Annotated in this window: 15 protein-coding genes; 12 read left to right on the top strand and 3 right to left on the bottom strand. The window is 60.5% G+C overall.

The window, feature by feature from the left end:
- Nucleotides 1–12: 12 nt before the first annotated feature.
- Together IP81_RS14220 and IP81_RS14215 are read right to left on the bottom strand one after the other, a co-directional pair.
- The gene (locus IP81_RS14220; protein ID WP_054108671.1) at nt 13–1,872 is read right to left on the bottom strand and encodes a hydantoinase B/oxoprolinase family protein; all 1,860 of its coding nucleotides are present in this window, start codon (nt 1,870–1,872) and stop codon (nt 13–15) included.
- A gap of 12 nt (nt 1,873–1,884) precedes the next feature.
- Nucleotides 1,885–3,933, bottom strand: coding sequence for a hydantoinase/oxoprolinase family protein (locus IP81_RS14215; protein ID WP_054108670.1), 2,049 nt, complete (start codon nt 3,931–3,933; stop codon nt 1,885–1,887).
- A gap of 193 nt (nt 3,934–4,126) precedes the next feature.
- Between IP81_RS14215 and IP81_RS14210 the strand changes: the two genes are divergently transcribed.
- The 8 genes from IP81_RS14210 (at nt 4,127) to IP81_RS14175 (ending at nt 12,315) form a co-directional block, all read left to right on the top strand.
- Nucleotides 4,127–5,632 (top strand): aldehyde dehydrogenase, encoded by a 1,506-nt coding sequence (locus IP81_RS14210; RefSeq protein ID WP_054108669.1) that lies wholly within the window; start codon nt 4,127–4,129, stop codon nt 5,630–5,632.
- Nucleotides 5,633–5,866: 234 nt separating this feature from the next.
- A complete protein-coding gene (locus IP81_RS14205; RefSeq protein ID WP_054108668.1) occupies nt 5,867–6,160 on the top strand; it encodes a DUF1330 domain-containing protein in 294 nt (97 codons plus the stop codon).
- Nucleotides 6,157–7,167, top strand: a complete 1,011-nt coding sequence (locus IP81_RS14200; protein ID WP_054108667.1) for an alpha/beta hydrolase — start codon at nt 6,157–6,159, stop codon at nt 7,165–7,167. Before IP81_RS14205 ends, IP81_RS14200 begins: the two co-directional genes overlap by 4 nt.
- Entirely contained in the window at nt 7,164–8,144 is a 981-nt protein-coding gene (locus IP81_RS14195) for a formylglycine-generating enzyme family protein (protein WP_054108666.1), read from the top strand. The genes IP81_RS14200 and IP81_RS14195 overlap by 4 nt, the downstream gene beginning before the upstream one ends.
- Entirely contained in the window at nt 8,141–10,339 is a 2,199-nt protein-coding gene (locus IP81_RS14190; RefSeq protein WP_054108665.1) for a xanthine dehydrogenase family protein molybdopterin-binding subunit, read from the top strand. The genes IP81_RS14195 and IP81_RS14190 overlap by 4 nt, the downstream gene beginning before the upstream one ends.
- 11 nt (nt 10,340–10,350) lie before the next feature.
- Nucleotides 10,351–10,815, top strand: coding sequence for a (2Fe-2S)-binding protein (locus IP81_RS14185; RefSeq protein WP_054108664.1), 465 nt, complete (start codon nt 10,351–10,353; stop codon nt 10,813–10,815).
- Nucleotides 10,816–10,831: 16 nt separating this feature from the next.
- The gene (locus IP81_RS14180) at nt 10,832–11,158 is read left to right on the top strand and encodes a hypothetical protein (RefSeq protein WP_157573235.1); all 327 of its coding nucleotides are present in this window, start codon (nt 10,832–10,834) and stop codon (nt 11,156–11,158) included.
- The gene (locus IP81_RS14175) at nt 11,155–12,315 is read left to right on the top strand and encodes a class I SAM-dependent methyltransferase (protein WP_054108662.1); all 1,161 of its coding nucleotides are present in this window, start codon (nt 11,155–11,157) and stop codon (nt 12,313–12,315) included. The genes IP81_RS14180 and IP81_RS14175 overlap by 4 nt, the downstream gene beginning before the upstream one ends.
- Nucleotides 12,316–12,332: 17 nt before the next feature.
- On the opposite strand, the gene IP81_RS14170 is transcribed toward IP81_RS14175, so the two are convergent.
- Nucleotides 12,333–14,351 (bottom strand): c-type cytochrome, encoded by a 2,019-nt coding sequence (locus IP81_RS14170; protein ID WP_054108661.1) that lies wholly within the window; start codon nt 14,349–14,351, stop codon nt 12,333–12,335.
- 141 nt (nt 14,352–14,492) lie between these two features.
- Between IP81_RS14170 and IP81_RS14165 the strand changes: the two genes are divergently transcribed.
- The 4 genes from IP81_RS14165 to IP81_RS14150 all read left to right on the top strand — a co-directional run bounded on the left by IP81_RS14165 (nt 14,493) and on the right by IP81_RS14150 (nt 16,826).
- A complete protein-coding gene (locus IP81_RS14165; RefSeq protein ID WP_197274644.1) occupies nt 14,493–15,401 on the top strand; it encodes an alpha/beta fold hydrolase in 909 nt (302 codons plus the stop codon).
- A 73-nt stretch (nt 15,402–15,474) separates the two neighbouring features.
- Nucleotides 15,475–15,747: a hypothetical protein gene (locus IP81_RS14160; protein ID WP_197274643.1), complete on the top strand. Its 273-nt coding sequence runs from the start codon at nt 15,475–15,477 to the stop codon at nt 15,745–15,747.
- On the top strand, nt 15,744–16,103 hold the full coding sequence (locus IP81_RS14155) for a hypothetical protein (RefSeq protein WP_054108658.1): 360 nt from the start codon (nt 15,744–15,746) through the stop codon (nt 16,101–16,103). The genes IP81_RS14160 and IP81_RS14155 overlap by 4 nt, the downstream gene beginning before the upstream one ends.
- 45 nt (nt 16,104–16,148) lie before the next feature.
- The gene (locus IP81_RS14150) at nt 16,149–16,826 is read left to right on the top strand and encodes a hypothetical protein (RefSeq protein WP_197274642.1); all 678 of its coding nucleotides are present in this window, start codon (nt 16,149–16,151) and stop codon (nt 16,824–16,826) included.
- Nucleotides 16,827–16,839: the final 13 nt, after the last annotated feature.

Here is a 16,839-nt window from a genome sequence, read left to right as displayed (position 1 = left end):
TTGTTTTGGTCCTTATGCGTTGGCCCAGCGCGGCGGCTTGGGGGCGGGCAGGCCGGTTTCGGCGAGGCAATTGGCGCGCAGGGTTTCGAGATCGGGGCCGAAGTTGAATACGCCCATTGCACCGCGTTCGGTGCGCATTTTCGTGCGTAGGGCTTGCGTGGCGGCTTCGTCCACAGCGCTGCCCGCCAGCACCACGCCATAGCGCAAGGCGCCCTGTGCGGTGACGAGGCCTTGTGCGATTTCGAGCGCGACCAATGCGGGGTCGCGGTCGAGCGGATCGCCCCAGCCACCGCCGCCCCACGTGATGAAGTGCAAGCGGTCACCGGGTTCGACCGGGTAATCCTCGATCTTGTTGCCGACGACGATCTCAGTGCCATCGGCCTTGATCAGCACCTTGCGTGCGCGGGCGCCGGGCTGGCCGCCGTTGACGCCCCAAGGCGGCACGAACCAGCGGTCATCGTGGATCGCGATGGTGCCGGGTTCAAGGAAGCGATAGACCATATCGATACCATTGCCGCCGCGATGGAGGCCCGCGCCGCCCGAATCCGCAACGGTTTCATAGCGTTCGATCACCAGCGGGAAGTAGCGTTCCAGGAATTCGTTGGGCACATTGGTGAAGCCGGGGAACAGCGAGTGGCCATCGGGGCCATCGCCCATCGGACGGCCCGGAATACCGCCAAAGCCGATCTGGAAGAGCTGGAACCATTTGCCCTGCTTGTCGGTGCCCGCATAGAACAAGTGCGGCGACGAGGAGAACCCGGCGGCGTTGAGGAATTCGGGCGTCTTCTGGCCGAGCAAGCCGCCAAGGATATCGAACAGGCGGCCCAGCACATGTGTGCGGCCCGACAGCGCGGCAGGGAATTTCGGCTTGAGCAGCGATCCTTCGGGGATGCGGATATCGATCAGATCGTAATAGCCATCGTTGAACAGGATTTGCGGATCGAAGATCATGATCATGTAAATGCCGAAGAACATGCGCATCATGTTTTCATTGAGCAGCATGTTGATCGAGGCGCGGCTTTGCGGATCGGTGCCCGCAAAATCGAGCACTACGCGGCCATTTTCGCGCCACATCGTGCATTTGATCTTGTAGGGGCCATAGCCCATGCCATCGTCGCAGATGTAATCCTCGAACGTCACCGGCTCTTCGCTGATCGAACTGGCGATCAATTGCTTCATCGCGCGGTGATTGCGTTCAAGCAAAAGCGTGGTGGCCGAGGTGAACACATCATCGCCAAAGCGGTGCGCCATTTCGATCACGCGGCGCGCGGCGACGCGGCACGAGGCGATCAGCGCGTTGAGATCGGCCTTGCACCAATCGGGGGTACGGGTCTGGTGCATGACCAGCTTGATCAGGTCTTCGTTATAGACACCCTGCTTCCAGATCTTGACCGGCGGGATGCGCACGCCTTCCTGAAAGATGCTGGTGGCGTGGATCGGCATCGAGCCGGGGACCATGCCGCCGATATCGGACTGGTGGCCGAACATCGAGGTATAGGCGATCAGGCGGCCATCCTTGAACACCGGCAGCAGGACGAGCCAATCGTTCGAGTGGCTGATTGCACCCTGCACCGAATAGGGATCGGACAGGAAGATCAGATCGCCGTCTTCGACCGTGCCATCAAAACCATCGAGGAACGGGCCGATATACGATCCGAACTGGCCAACAATCATCTTGCCGGTGTGATCGGCGATCAGCGGGAAGGCATCCCCCTGTTCGCGGATGCCCGGAGACATTGCGGTGCGGACGAGGGTGGCGTCCATTTCGATGCGCGCATTGCGCAGCGCGTTTTCGATAATGTCGAGCGTGACGGGGTCTACCGGGACCGCGTTGAAGGGGGTGGCGTTGGCTTGGATAATGGTTGCGGGCATCGGCCTGCCTCCTCAAACGAGATTGATCAGGATGTTGCCGACAGGGTCGACGGTGCCGGTGCAACCGGCTTCGATAAGGGTAGTGGAATCCATTTCGACCACGATGGCGGGGCCGGGAACCACGTCTCCGGCGCGCAGCCTGGCGCGGTCATAGATCACCGCCGGGACCATCGCCCCATCGGCCCACAATTCGTGATCGCGGATTTTGGCGGCGGAGGGATCGCCTGTGCCCTGTTCCAGCTTTTGGGCAGGCAGATCGAGCGCTGGCCCCATGGCGACGGCGCGCAGGTTTACCAGTTCGTGCGGGCTGTCCATGTTGAAGGTGAACAGGCGCAAGTGTTCCGCATCGAAGCGCGCGGTGACGCCGTTGAGGCCATCGCGGCGCAAGACTTCGGCATCGATCGAGAGCGGCACTTCGAAGGCTTGGCCTTCATAGCGGATGTCGAGTTCGAACAGGCTGGTGACGTCGGCTTCGGCAATGCCCTCTGCGGTCAATTCGGCGCGGGTCTGTGCGGCCATGCTATCGAGCAGGGCGAGAACTTCGGCCTCATCGGTTTCATCGACGCGGCGGCTGAACGAGCGCGCGGTTTCGGTGCGCATGCGGGTGGTGGCATCGCCCAACGCGCAGAGCACGCCGGGGCTGACCGGCGAGATCGCGGGCCATGAACCCATCAGGCGGGCGACGGCATTGACGTGGAGCGGACCAGCGCCGCCAAAGCCCATCAGCGCAAAATCGCGCGGGTCGTAACCTTGCTGGACCGAGATCATGCGCAAAGCGCCGAACATATTTTCGTTGACGATATCGATGATTCCGCGCGCGGCTTCCATCAGGCCGATGCCGAGCGCATCGGCGATGGTCTGCACGGCCACTTTTGCGGCTTCACGGTCGAGCTTGAATTTGCCGCCCAAAAGGTTTTCGGGAAGATAGCCGAGCACGACATTGGCATCGGTGACGGTGGGCAAGGTGCCGCCCTTGCTATAGGCGACAGGGCCGGGGACGGCGCCTGCCGATTGTGGTCCCACGCGCAGCGCGCCGGTGAGTTCGGGCACATAGGCAATCGAGCCACCGCCCGCGCCAACCGTCTTTACGTCCAAGGCCGAAGCGCGGACCGAGAGGTGGCCGACTTCGGTGGTGCGCTGGCGGCGCGCCTCGAGGTTTTCGATCAGGGCGACGTCGGTCGAGGTGCCGCCGACGTCCAAGGTGAGGATGTTCTTGATCCCGGCGTTGCGGCCCACCCAGATCGCGCCGGTGACGCCGCCTGCGGGGCCTGACATCAGCAGCGATACGGGATGCTCTTCGGACTTTTCAGAGGACATCAAGCCGCCGTCGGAGCGGAGCAGCGAGAGCGATCCTGCCATGCCAGCGCCGCGCAGCCTGTCGCGCAAGTTGCGCACATATTTGCCCACGACGGGGCGCACCGCAGCGTTTGCTACGGTCGTCAGCGTGCGTTCGTATTCCTGCATTTCGGGCAGGACGGCGTGGCTGAGCGAGAGCGGAATGTCGGGCATGAGCTCTGCCGCCAGTTCGGCGATGCGTTGTTCGTGCGCGCCGTTGAGGTAGGCATTGACCAGACTGATGGTGAGCGCTTCGATGCCGCTATCGCGCAAAGTGGTGAGTGCCTGACGGGCTTGCGTTTCATCAAGCGGGGCGATTTCGCGCCCTTGCGCATCGATCCGCCCGCGCACTTCGATGGTATCTTCCAATGCGGCCAATGGCACCGGCTTTGGCCAGACGATCCATCCGGCAAGGCCGCCGGGCACAAAGCTGCGCGCGATTTGCAGGACCTGGCGGTAGCCATCGGTGGTGATCAGGCCGACGCGCGCGCCTTTGCCTTCAAGCACGGCATTGGTGGCAACCGTGGTGCCGTGGAGGAAGAATTCGACGTCCGACGGGCTGATCCCTGCGCTTTCGCAGATCGCGGTAACCCCGTTCAGGATACCTTCCGAACTGTCGTGCGGGGTCGATGGCGTCTTGTTGCGCCAGAATCCGCCCGTGCTCTGGTTAAAGAGCAAAAGGTCGGTGAACGTGCCGCCAACATCCACACCCAATCTGTAGGTCATGTCTTCCCCGCGTCTGTCTAAAATATGCAGCACAATCGCCGCGTCGTTTGATTCCTGATTGCTATGCGCCAGCGCGCGTGGCTGTACGATTCGGGACAGAGTTATCCGGCTGGCGACTTTTCACGCATGCCCTTCTGGTCCCGATGCGGGCAGGGGGGCAGTCTGGCCCTAACATCAGGAGCATAATGCAGTCATGGCTTTCGATCCGATCAAGCTTCGCCCCGGTAACGTCGAATTCCTTGTCCGCCGTGCGCAGGGCGAAGGTTTGTTTATTGGCGGGGTTTGGGGGCAGGCCGAGGGCGGCGCAGACTTTGCCACGCTTGATCCTGCAACCGGCATCGAAACCGGGCGAATCGCAGCGGCCAGCGCGAGTGATGTTGATGCCGCCGTGGCGGCGGCGCGTGGGGCTTTGGCCGGTTGGCGCGCGACGATGCCGGTGGAGCGCGCGCGCATCTTGTGGAAGATTGCTGATCTGATCGAGGCGCATATCGATGATCTGGCCGAGCTGGAAACGCTGGATCAGGGCAAGCCGCTGTTCGTAGGGCGCTGGGCCGAGATTCCGGGCGCGGTGAACCAGTTCCGCTTTTTTGCGGGCCAAGCGATGGCGATTGAAGGGCAAACGCTCGAAAGCTCGATTAACTATCAGCCCGCCGGACGCCAGATGCGGACGTGGACCGTGCGCGAGCCGGTGGGCGTGGTGGCGGCCATCGTGCCGTGGAATTCGCCGCTGGTGCTGACCGCGATGAAGCTGGCCCCGGCGATGGCGGCAGGGTGTACGGTGGTATTGAAGCCTGCCGAAGATACCTCGCTTTCCGCGCTGCGTCTGGCTGAACTGATGGCCGAGGCAGGTTTGCCTGCGGGCGTGCTCAATGTGGTGACGGGGCTTGGCGGGCAAACAGGTGCCGTGCTGGCCGCGCATCCGCAGGTGGACAAGATCGCATTCACCGGATCGACTGCCACGGGCCGCGCGGTGCTGGATGCGGCCAAGACCAATTTCAAGCGGGTGACGCTGGAACTGGGCGGAAAATCGCCCTCCATCGTGTTTCCCGATGCCGATATGGGCATCACCGTTCCGGGCGTTGCCAACGCGATCTTCTTCAACGGCGGGCAAGTGTGCATCGCCGGATCGCGGCTTTATGTGCATCGCAGTGTGCATGATGAAGTGGTCGAAGGCGTGGCGGCTTATGCCAAAGGCCTGAAGCTTGGGCATGGCCTTGCGCCTGATACGCAGATGGGGCCAGTGGTCTCTGCCCGCCATGCCGAACGGGTGGAGGGCTTTTTGAACCGCGCCAAGACAGACGGCGCAACGATGCTGACCGGCGGTGAGCGGTTTGGCGATGCGGGCACGTTTATTGCGCCAACCGTGGTGGTGGATGTAAAGCCCGACATGGAGATCGTGCGCGAGGAAGTGTTCGGCCCGGTGCTGGTGGTGCAGGCATTCGATGATGCCGAAGAAGTGGTCGCTGCGGCCAACTCCAGCGAATATGGCCTTGCCGCCAGCGTGTGGACCGAAAGCCTTTCAACCGCGCACCGGATGATATCCGATATTCGTGCTGGAACAGTGTGGGTCAACAGTCATGCGATGTACGATGCATCGCTGGCGATTGGCGGGGTCAAGCAATCGGGCTGGGGCCGCGATAGCGGGCGTCAAGCGATGGACAATTACCTTGAATGGAAGACGGTTTGCGCCTGCGTTTGATGCGCACGTTGCAGCGAATTCAACGACAAGGGGGGCGATATTAGCACCCCCTTCCGGTTTCAGGGTGCTTTGCAGGATCTGGCGCTAGGCACGCTGTAATTTCAATGCGTTGCGAAAAGTGCTGGACAAGCCGTGGCGCTTCATCCGCTCTGCGGATAACCCGAGGACAGACCTGTTCGGCCCCCTGCGGCGGGTGTCGACTGCGCTGAAGCATTTTCGGGCAGGAGTTACCCAATGGCCGCATGGCTTGTCGTCACCGCAACGCTCAAGGACCGTGATGCCTTTATGGCCTGCGGTTATTCACAACAAGCGGCGCAAATACTGGAACAGCACGGCGGTCGCTATGTGATCCGCGCGCCCGGTGCCACGGTGCTCGAAGGTGAGGGCGCAGAAGGTGCATCGGTGGTAGTATCCGAATGGCCCACCCGCCAGGCAGCATTGGCCTTTTACAACTCCCCCGAATATACCAAAGCGAAGGCGTTGCGCGAAGGTTTGGCGGACATCAACATCACGCTGGTGGGCGCATGAAGCGCCTTGCACCTGCGCTTCTGGCTTTTGCCTTGTTGGCTACGCGATCGCAGGCGCAAACGCCCGCGATCGCGTCTGCGACACGTGAACTTGCCCCCGTCAACGTCTGGCCCGGCACCCCGCCGCTTGATCCCGCATGGCCTGGCACCCCTCGCGAACCCGTGGAGGAACATACTGCTATCACACCTGGCGATCCGTGGGGCGAACAGCTCTGGAACGTCTCCGTGCCCACTTATCAACCGTATCTCCCCGCCCCGGGCAAAGGTAACGGCGCGGCGGTCATCATTGCGCCCGGTGGGGGTTTCCGCTTCCTTTCGATTGAAAAGGAAGGTCGTGCTGTAGCACGATGGCTGGCCAATCGTGGCATTGCCGCCTTCGTTTTGCGGTATCGCACCGTCGCGCGCCTTCCGGGCGAGGGCGTCGAAGCCATGCGCAGCCGTATCAATGCCGACCCCCGCTTCAATGATGGAGTCAAGGGTGAGCCTGCCGCTGCCGATGGCACACAGACGCTGAAGAACATCCGCGCCCGTGCCACCGGATACGGCATTGATCCGCACCGCGTGGGCGTCCTCGGCTTTTCTGCTGGCGGCCATGTTGCCGGCATGATGGTACTTGAGGCCGATGCCAAAGATCGCCCCGATTTTGCCGGGCTGATTTACGGAATGCCATTCGTCAACGAATTGCCGCCGATACCGCAAGCCAACCTGCCCTGGCCCGCAGGTACGCCTGCTGAACCATGGCTGCGCCCTGCGCCAACGCCTGCACCGGGTCGTCTGCCCCCATTGTTCATGGCTATGGCGCAAAACGATATTGCTGCTGGCGAAGGGTTTCGCCGCTTTTATCAGACAATGTATGAAGCGGATTACCGGCCCGAATTGCATATCTATGCCACCGGGGGCCACGGCTTTGGCATGAAGCCGCAGGGCAACACTGCCGAGCTGTGGATTGAACAGTTCCACGCATGGATGGCTGGCGAAGGAAAACTGACGGGAACACCTGCAAAATGACCACCAAGGGATTGTCCGCTATTGCATTCATGCTTGTGCTTTCGACAAGCGCGGCTTTGGCAAGGCCTGCCAAGGTCATTGCTCCGGGAACGCGTTTCAACGATTGCGGTGCCGATTGCCCCGACATGATCGTGATTCCAGCAGGCACATTTGCAATGGGTGCCGAGGCCGGTGAAGACGGCCGCCCCGAAGGCCCGATACGCAAGGTCGCGATCAAGCGACCATTCGCTCTTGGGGTCTTTGAAGTGACGAACGCCCAGTACTCGCGGTTCATCGCCGATACCGGCCATGTCCCGTCAAAGGGTTGCCGTTCGCTGGTGGGCGGCAAGGTAGACGTTGTACCCTCCGCAGATTACCTCCACCCCGGTGCCGGGGCGGGCGAAGGTTCGGCCACAAAGCCAGTGGTTTGTGTGTCATGGCGGGATGCTACCGCTTATACTGCGTGGCTTTCGAAAAAGACCGGCCAGTTCTATCGCCTGCCAACCGAAGCCGAATGGGAATACGCCGGCCGGGCCGGAAAGCCTGGTGAATACTACTGGGGGCAGTCGATCGACACAGGCTGCGCCCATGCAAATGTCTATGACAAGGACGGCGCAAATGGTGGCGCTATTCCTGTCTTTTCAGCGGTCAACGGCGCCCCGGAAGTGCCCTTTGCCCAATGCAGCGATGGCCATGCCGGCGCCGCACCGGTCGGTAGCTATGCCGCTAATGCCTTTGGCCTGTTCGACATGACCGGTAATGTCTGGGAATGGACGCAGGATTGCTATTTTGCACCCTACCCTGCGGCTGCACCAACCGATGGCACGGCTTATGAAGTTGCAGGCGAATGTCCCCGTCGTGCCGTGCGTGGGGGTAGCTGGATGAGCGCGCCCTTCCGCAACCGCGTATCCTGGCGCGGCCGTGATCCGGAAAATCTGGTCACATGGATATTCGGTTTCCGGGTGGCGCGTGATCTTTCGGGTACCCGCCGCAAATGAGCGAATCCGAAAATCTTGTAAACCTGAGCCGCCGCGGCGTGCTTGTGGCGCTTGGAATCGGTGCGGGCGGGTTGCTGCTGGGCCGATCCTCCGCACTTCTTGCTGCCACCAACGATAGCCCCGCCAGCTTTGGCCCGATGTTGTCTATCGGACCCGAGGGTATGGTCACGCTCGTCGTGCCATCGTCAGAAATGGGGCAGGGGACACAGGAAGCGCTTGCCCGAATCGTGGCAGAAGAACTCGATTGCGATTTCGCTAGGATTGCCGTGCTCTTGCCATGGGCCGATCCGGCATTTTCCAACCCCGCCGCCCGCCGCCAGATTACTGCCAATTCGATGACCGTGAGCGGCTATTTCATGTCCCTGCGCAAACTGGGCGCAGGTGCACGCGCAATGTTGATACAGGCCGCCGCAACCCGGCTAGGGGTTGCGGTGGAAGGACTGTCTGTACGTTCAGGCCAGATCTTTGGCGGACCAAGGCCGCTATCCTTTGCGGACATTGCGGCGGATGCAGCAAAGCTGCCTGTCCCGGCCAATCCCGCGTTAAAAGATGCGGCGCAATTTGCGCTGATTGGCGCTAAAAGTCCGCGCAAGGATCTCTACGCCAAGGTCACCGGCACAGCGACGTTCGGGATTGACGTTGCCGAACCCGATATGATCATCGCCGCGCTGGTACTCGCCCCGCATCCCGAAGCCGCTTTCACGGTCAAAGGGTTGGAAGATGCGGCAAAGCTCCCCGGCGTAGTCGCCACCGTACCGGTTAAAGGCGGCGTTGCCATTCTTGCTGACCGCTTCTGGCGTGCACAAAAGGCGGCGCAAATTGTCTCGCTCGCCGTAACCGCCAGCCCGCTTGCCGGTCTTTCGGATGAAAACTTGCGTGCCGGAATGCAGGCGGCCTTCGATGCGGTGGTACCAGCGCCGTTCCCCAATATCGAATTCACCACTTTCCCACCCAAGCTGGAACGGGCCGACAAGGCAAAAGTCATTGCAGCCCTGGCTGCCACACCGCACCGGGTTGAGGCGGCTTATGAAGTTCCACACCTTGCCCATGCCACGATGGAGCCGATCTGCTGCGCTGCCCGGTTGGATGGCGACGGCCTGCTGATTCGTGGCCCCTTGCAAGACCCTGCGCTTAGCCGCGAAGTGGGGGCAAAGCTCACTGGTCTGCCGCTGGAAAAGGTGCGCGTCGAAGTTACCTTCCTTGGAGGCGGCTTCGGTCGCAAATGGGGCACTGACTTTGTTGTCATTGCCATTCAGGCAGCGCAGGCAGCACCTGGCCGCATGGTCAAGACGATTTGGACCCGCGAACAGGACTTTGCGATGGACCAGTTCAGACCTGCGTTTGCGGTGCGTTCGGTCGCTACGCTAGATACTGCTGGCCGTCCGACTGCTATCCATAGCCGGATTTCGGGCGAATCAATTGCGGCCTATCACAAGAAGGCGCCTTTCCCCGGTTTTGAAGGCTTGGCTGATGCCAATGCGGCGGCGCAGCTCATTTATGGAGCTTATGCCGTTCCGCAAAAGCTGATTGAATACCACAAGACCGATCTGGCGGTTCCGGTGGGTTTCTGGCGCTCGGTCACAATGTCGCAAAACGCATTCTTTGCGGAATCCTTTATCGATGAAATGGCCTTTGCCGCCGGACAGGACCAACTCGCCTTTCGTCTGGCGATGCTCGAAAATCAGCCGAGAATCCGTGCTGTACTCGAAAAGGCCGCTGCGATGATCGGTTGGCAGCCACGCAAGCCTGGCACCGGTAAGGGGAAAGGGCGCGGAATCGCCTTTAGTTATGCCGACAACAGCTTCTGTGCCATCGCGGTCGAAGTCACCGTCACGGGCAAGACGCTTAAGATTGATCGGATTGCGAGTGCCCTTGATTGCGGGCTGGTGATTGATCCAGTCAGCACCGAGGGGCAGATTTCGGGCGGCATTGTATTTGGCCTGCAAGCTGCGCTGTGGGGTGAGGTTCATTTTGCCGATGGTCGTCCCTTGGCAAAGAACTTTGGCGACTACCGTATGCCGCTACTTGCCGATGTCCCGCCTATTGATGTGGCGCTGATCCCGGGCGGCCAGCATCCAGGCCCTGTGGGCGAGGCGTCCACGCCCGTTATTGCCCCTGCCCTTTGCAATGCGATTGCTGATGCCGGCGCATCGCGTATCCGGGCCCTGCCCATCGCGCGCACGCTGGAAGTTTGAAGGACAACGCTATGGCAACAATCACCGTCAACGGCCAGCAGCGCGATGTTTCGGCCGATCCAGATACGCCGCTGTTATGGGCATTACGCGAAGAGCTGGGTCTTACCGGTACAAAATTTGGCTGTGGCGTGGGAGCTTGCGGAGCTTGCACGGTACATCTGGATGGAGAAGCTGTGCGCAGTTGTCAGGTCGCGCTGTCGGACCTCGGCACCGGCAAGGTTGTTACCATTGAGGCGCTCAGCCCTGCACAGGCCAAAGCTTTGCACCCGGTCCAGCAGGCGTGGATCGCGGCGCAGGTGCCGCAGTGCGGCTATTGCCAGCCGGGGATGATCATGGCGGTGGCCGCGTTGTTGGCGCGTGATCCCGATCCCACCGAAGAGACAATCCGCGAACAGATCACCAATATCTGCCGTTGCGGCACATATCCGCGTATTGTCGCCGCTGTGCGTCAAGCCGCTGCTTCGGTGCGCACTTGAGATCAGGAATTCAACCATGTCGCGCTTACCACTTCCCCGCACGCCCCATCGTCTCGACCCGATAGATGGCGCGCGAGCGATGGATGAACAATTGCTCGCCATGGTCGTTGGTCTAACCTCCGAAGTAACGATTTTGCGTGCGCGGCTTGATGCGGCCGAACGTTTGCTTGAAGCCTCGGGTGTTTTGGCCCCAGGTGCAGTCGACGGGTTTGAACCCGATGCCGAAGCCGAAGCGGCGCGCGAGCGGCAACGCCGTGCTACGGTTGACAAGGTGTTTCGCCCTTTGCGCGAAGCAGCTTTGGCCGAACTTGCATCCATTACCCCCAGCGGAGAAGCTGCATGAGCTCGCAATCGTCTGACAATCGCGCCAGTCTTGCGCATCCGCTGATCGCCGTGCCCAGTCATGATGAACTGGCCGAACAACTCTTCGTGCGCGATTTGAAGCTCTATGTGATGCAGCAGATAGAACCTGTGCAGGGCCAGATTGCCCAGCAGGAAGTCAAATTGATGGAAAAGGTGGAAACCAACAGCACTTCCGTCTTACGCAAGCGCATGGCCACGCACGAAAGCTTTGGCTCGTGGCTGGCACTGAAACGCGAATCGCAGCGACAGCTTTGGCATGGCGTAGCGCGCAGCGTGGAGCGGCAGGCAGAAGCACTTGAAACACTTGCCGATATTCCCGAACCAAAAGGTTCAGTCCGCATCAACCCCGATTTTGTGGCACCGGCATATATCGTGCGGGGCGATATCCACCTGATGCCTGGTGGCAATGCGCACGACGATGGTTCGATCCTTCAGGGGGCAGTTATGGATCGCGGCGGCGCGGTCTATATGCTGGGCAGAAACGGCGGCATGCTTAACGATCTGCGGGGGCAGACCGCAATGGCCCACGTCCTGACCCGCTTCCCCGATTTCAGGCCTGCGCGCATACTGGATATGGGTTGCGGCATCGGCACCAGCACCGTGCCTGCTGCGACATGTTTTCCGCAGGCCGAAGTTTATGGCATTGATGTTGGCGCATCAATGCTGCGTTATGCCCATGCGCGGGCCGAACATCTCGGCGCAGCAGTGCATTTTTCGCAGCAGAGCGCGGAATCGACCGACTTCGAAGACGCCAGCTTCGATCTCGTATTCAGTTGTGTGATGTTCCATGAGACTTCGCAGGCGGCTACCATGGCGATTATTGCCGAAAGCCGTCGCCTGCTGCGTCCCGGCGGATTGGCGGTTCACCTTGAAGTGCCGTTGTTGCATGACAATTCGGACCCGTGGGTAGAGCTTTCGGGCGAATTGGAAGCGCAGTTCAACAACGAGCCTAACTGGCGCGGTGCCTTGACGGCGGACTATCGCGCTCTGTTTGAAGCCTCAGGGTTCAACGATGTGCAGATCGGTTATCAGGCAACCAGCGCTGCCGCGCGCGGCGGGCCGTTCCGCTTTGGCCCCGAGAGTGAAGGCGTATTCCGTTCCTGGTTTGTGGCATCAGGCTGCCCAAATGTCGCCTGATTGCAACCGGGCGTCGTTCATGAGGTGTGCAAATACCGCGCTATTTCATTGATTTCCGCTGGTGCAAGGCCCTCCGCCAGCGCCTGCATCTTGCCGCTGGTCATTGCTTCGATCACCCGCGCCTGCTCCATCTGTTTCAATGTCTGCCGGTCGGGAGCGCCGGTTCCGGTCTGAGCGTGACAACTGGCGCAACGTGCCTGAAATAGCGCAAAGCCTGCGGACACAGCAGATTTCGTTGTAGTTACGGCGGCAAATTGCGGCGTTCCTGACTGACGCATGCCAAACGCCTGCAACCGGTCGGTCCCCACCAGGACCATCCCGTCGACCACCGCCGGTTCATTGTACTTTCCCGACGGATGGAGCGCTTCTGCACTGTGCCAGATGAGTTTTAATGTAATTGCATCAAAAGCATAGAGTTTTGCGCCGCGTGTTTCCGGCAGATAGACATTGGCACTGCGCGGCACATTGCTGTCCAGTACCCAGACTATGCCGCCATTCCTGCCACTGCTAGAGATTACCGGCGATCCGGGGTTCTGCAACGTCACCGTCATCTCCTCGGCATCGCGGACGAGATAGGCGGGCTGGCCTGGACGCGTAACGATTTTTAATCGGACGAGGCTCGGCGGTATATTGGCGGAAAAATCCGGGCCAGTCTTGGAACTTCCTGAAAAATATAGATAGTGCCCACCATCAGCAGCGCCAAAATGGGCTGCCGTACTACGGCTTTTGGCAGAATTGACCATGCCTATACTGTCGGAATAGGGACCAAAAACCACCACCGGGCCGCGCTTGCCCAGTTCCGGTTGCTGCATGGGAGCGAGCAGCGAACCATCGGTTTCGGAATCGGTGCTGCAGGCATGTCGGCGCGTGGTGCCGCCCGGCAATCGGTTGCGGTTCAGAAGGTACGCTACACCTTGTTTCCCCGCGCCTTGTGCCAGCAGTTGCGGAGTGCCGGTCGCATGGGAGTCAATGTCGATCACGACCGCGCCGCCCGAGGCAATATCGATATCTGCCGCGGCGGTCTGGCAATAGTTGAATGGAGAATATGTGCCCGTCAGGCGCAGACCCTTTTTGCGATCATCGGCAAACTGCAGGATCGACTGGCCCCACGCATGGTCTGATTCAGGGAATACCCCGGGGATTCCGCGCTTTTCCAGGGCCGAGGCGAAGCTGGCCCCCGTGGTGATGTAGATCCGGCCCTGCGCGTCGATGGCCGGGCCGCTGGAGCCCCACATCCCGCCTTGTTGCATATCGCTGCGCGGCATGGAGGAAAAGGCGCTGGAAAGACGGGCTTTCCTGGTATCGACCGACACGAGAAAGCCCTGCATGTCTGGTCCGAACGCAACATAAAGACGCCCCCCGTCCGCCGATAGATTCAGCGCGCCGCGTTGGAGATAGACCTGCCCCGGTTCGAACCGGGTGGCACCATTGCGGTTGACGTTGGCAGGTACGGTGCGGTGGCTGATTTCCAAAGGCCAGCCCGGCAGTTCGTCACCGGTACGCAGATCAAGCGCGTGAACATTCCAAGCCCAGTTATCGTGACAGGACGTAACATAGATTCGGCCCGCCTTGCGGTCGATCACGGGGGTGGAAAGGTTGCCCATTTCTCCGTTTTGGCAAGGCCTGGGCGTAAGCTTGCGTCGCCAGAGAACGGACCCAGCGGACAGATCGCCGCGCCCAGACGCAAGCACGGCATAGGCATAACCTGTGGAAGCGACGGCATAGACGACTGGAGCGGTCTGGCGTGCCAGCGGGCCGGACCGGAAGTCGAGTGCGCCGAGATAAAGCGGCGAGGCAAAAAGGCGCGGAGGAGCGGAACCTGCGGAATCGAACACTGGCGATTGCCATATCTGGCCGAAGGCTGCGCTTGCTACCGCATCAGGTGACAGCACATATTCAGCGGCGTTCCAGCCTTCACGGGTTGGGCTGACATGAAACATCAGCTTGTCGGTATGGTTGGATGCGCTGCGGGCGCTCGGCGGGTCAAGGGCGAGCAGCGAACAGCAGGCGACGAGCGCGGTGATCATCTTGCGCATGGCAAACAAGCCTCTGAAAACGTGAGCGACAAGGCTAGCCCGTGAATGGCCACACAGTGCGCTCTACCGGCTTTTTGCCGTCTGGTGGATAGTGAAAGTATCCCCTGTAGGCTGCAAGGGTGGTGTGCCAGGATGCTTCACATGATGAACAGGCGTCAGATAGGCGGAGCAATGCTGGCGGCAGGTGTCCTGTCGGCCGAACCATTGCGCGCGGCCAGTATTGTCGCTGCGGGAATGTGGGATGCGTCGGGCGATGTGCGCCGTGCTGGCGGGGTGTTGCATTGGCGCTCCATTGGCAAACAAGGTGCGCTGCCGCCGTTGGTATTGCTGCATATGCTGGGCGGGTGGAGCGACGATTGGCGCGATGTGGCGCGAATCCTTGGCAGCGACCGGCGCGTGATCGCATTTGACTTGCCGGGGCATGGGCTTTCGCGATGGGATGGCGCGCCGCCGCAGGTCCAGAGCGTTCAGGAAACTGCGGGTCTGCTTGCCGGCGCATTGCAGGAACTGGGGATCGGGCAAGCCGACTTTGGCGGAATGTCTCTGGGTGGTTGCGTGGCTGTGGCACTGGCGGCGGCGATGCCGGAACGCGTGCGCAAGCTGGTGCTGCCGTCATGCGCTCTGGGCAAGGGTCGCACCTGGCCCGAGATCATTGCCAAGGAAGCCGATCAGGTGCGCGCGGGCATGTTCAGCGCAGCGGGCGATCCTTTGCCAAGTGGGCCGGATGTGCTGCGCAAGGTCTTTGGATTGCGTGATGCGGTACGCATCGCGGCCGAGCAGAATGCGAGCAGGAAGGCCGCCGGGCGCTGGATCAGACCACAGGAGCGCGGCGTGGGATTAACGGATTTTAGCGTACTTCTCGGTCGGATTTCGGCACCTGTTCTGCTGATCTATGGCGGACGCGACACGTTCTTTCCGCCTTTTCGTCCGATTGCCAAGGGCGCCTTGCGCAATCATCGGACGATTGTGCTTGAGCAATCGGGCGGCTTCCCGGTGCAGGACGATCCTGTACCAACGGCAGCAGCCATTCGGACTTTCCTCGACGTTTGATCTTAAAATTGTTCTATAGTCGATACAAATCAAGCCGCATCTTTCTGCGTTGTGTCAGTCCGAATGCCGTCGTGTGTTGAAAGCAGGTGGATTGCTGCTGCATGTGGAACAGCCGCAATATGGCCCGGCTATGCATGGGGTAGACCTCAAGCAAGCGATGGAAGAGGCCGGCTTTCCGATCGATCAGCATTTTGTAACCGGTGTGCGAGCAGTTCCCGACAAATCGCTGTTCCCGGCGTCATCCGATGGCGAAGAAGAGGATTACGGACGCGCGGCGATCTGGAACGCTTACGGGGCATGGAAACCCCAAGTTGCCAGTGCTGCAAAAGAGGAGGTTTCGGCTTGACGCAGGAAATCGACTGGATTGCGCGTTCGGGCGCTCGCGCCAAAGGCGGACGGCCAGCTTTCTTTGACGAGATGGCAGTCGACCGGCTTTATTCGCTGGCGTTATCGCTGACGGTCGAACCGGCTGCTACGCGAGAACGTCTTGATACTGTTGAACGGTTGCTGGAATCGCAAGGTTCGATCAACCGGGATGCCATCGAAAACTTCAAGCCGGATAATATGGCCGGCGAGGAACGAGGCATCGCCATGAGGGCGTATACTGCCCGTGTCATGCGCGGCTTCCAGCAGGAAGTCGAGGCCGTGGAAAACCGCGATCCGCCAGTCACTGACTGGGTCGAGCGGCTTTCAAGAGGCTAACGCGCAGTGGCTTAGTGGCGGCTTCCACATGCAAGGGGAAAGTCGTTGATCGAAGAAGTACTGGTACTGCGCTGGGTCCACATTATCGCAATGGTCTATTGGCTGGGCGGTGAATGGGGTGTGTTCCAGACAAGCTTTAACATCATCAATCGCAAGCTTTCGATGGAAGAGCGCAGGCGGCACATGGAAACCGCCTATCGCATCGACATCCTCGCGCGCACCGGTATAATCACGTTGTTGCCGCTGGGGCTGCACATGGGCCATATCTATGGCTTGCAGCCTTACGGTGGCAACTTTCTGACAGCAATGTGGGTGTTCGTAGCCGGCTGGTTGGCACTATGCTGGGGTGCGTTCATCAAACGTGAAACCGATACCGGCATCATGCTGACCAAGCTCGATGAAAAGATCCGTTGGGTGCTGATCCCGACAATTTTCGTGGTCGGGATTTCTTCGTTGCTGGGCCACGGGCCGCTGGAAGCGAGTGAGGGTTCGCGCTGGTATGCGACCAAGCTCACGCTTTACGGCTTCACGCTGTGCATCGGCCTTGGACTGCGCTGGATCATGCGTCTTTGGACGGTGCGTTTCCGCCGTCTGGCAGAAGGTCCGAACCCGGCAGAAGAAGCCGCGCTTGAACGTGAATTCCTCTATGGCCGTCTGATGGCCTATGTTTACTGGATCACGATTTCGGGCATCTGCTTCCTGGGAACGGTCAAGCCGTTCTGATCTTGCAGGTGCA

The organism is Novosphingobium sp. AAP83, from assembly GCF_001295795.1.
Lineage (GTDB): Bacteria > Pseudomonadota > Alphaproteobacteria > Sphingomonadales > Sphingomonadaceae > Novosphingobium.
This window is presented reverse-complemented; position numbering and strand designations above follow the sequence as displayed.